This window comes from Candidatus Nitrosarchaeum limnium BG20 (assembly GCF_000241145.1).
In the GTDB taxonomy this organism is placed as follows: domain Archaea; phylum Thermoproteota; class Nitrososphaeria; order Nitrososphaerales; family Nitrosopumilaceae; genus Nitrosarchaeum; species Nitrosarchaeum limnae.
In genome coordinates this window covers 1-905 of record NZ_AHJG01000297.1, presented here as the reverse complement: position 1 = coordinate 905, position 905 = coordinate 1, and the positions used below count along the sequence as shown (strand labels likewise).

The 905-nt window shown below is 35.1% G+C and carries 2 protein-coding genes; both read left to right on the top strand.

Annotation, left to right across the window (positions count from 1 at the left end; translation table 11 throughout):
- Positions 1-742: transketolase family protein (locus BG20_RS10685; RefSeq protein ID WP_010195129.1), on the top strand; the 742-nt coding region annotated here is incomplete at its 5' end.
- The coding region (locus BG20_RS10680; RefSeq protein ID WP_010195127.1) for a transaldolase family protein at positions 739-905 on the top strand (167 nt) is incomplete at its 3' end. The genes BG20_RS10685 and BG20_RS10680, both read left to right, overlap by 4 nt.

Here is a 905-nt window from a genome sequence, read left to right as displayed (position 1 = left end):
TACTTATGCAATATTTCTACCCGGACGTGCTGTAGATCAAATAAGAAATGGAATTGCATATCCTTCATCTGGAAATAAAAAAGGTCTCAATGTAAAATTAGTTGTTTCTCATGGCGGTTTGTCAGTTGGACCTGATGGTGGTTCTCATCAACAAATTGAAGACATTGCAATAATGAGAGCAATCCCTAATTTTCGTGTGTTTATACCTGCTGATACTTTTGCAGTTTCAAAATTAACTCGTTTGATGGCAAATGAATATGGCCCGTTTTACATGAGAATGGCAAGATCAAACACTCCCGTAGTTTATTCAGAATCTCAAGATTTTCAAATTGGTAAAGGAATTACACTTCGAGATGGGTCTGATTGTACTATAGCTGCATGTGGAATTACAGTAAGAATGGCCCTTGAAGCAGCTGATTCATTAAATCAAGAAGGAATTTCATGTAGGGTATTGGATATGTTTTCAATAAAACCAATTGATGCTGAACTTTTAGAAAAAGCAGCAAGAGAAACTGGGGGTATAGTAACTTGTGAAGACCACAACATAATGGGAGGTATGGGATCAGCAGTTGCAGAATCTGTATCTGAGAGATACCCTGTTCCAATTAAAAGAATAGGTGCGCAAGATATGTTCGGTGAATCTGCTAGAGACAATGAAATTTCTTTGCTATTAGAAAAACATGGAATAACATCTTTTAATATAGCAAAACAAGTCAAAGAAATAAGGGGTAGAAAACAATGAAAATTTTTCTTGACACTGCAAATCTTGAAGCAATTAGAAAATTCAATGACATGGGATTATTAGATGGTATTACAACAAATCCGTCCCTTTTGTCTAAAGAAGGAGGAAATCCAAAAGATGTCATGGAAGAAATTGCAAATATAATCAAAGGTGATGTTAGTTT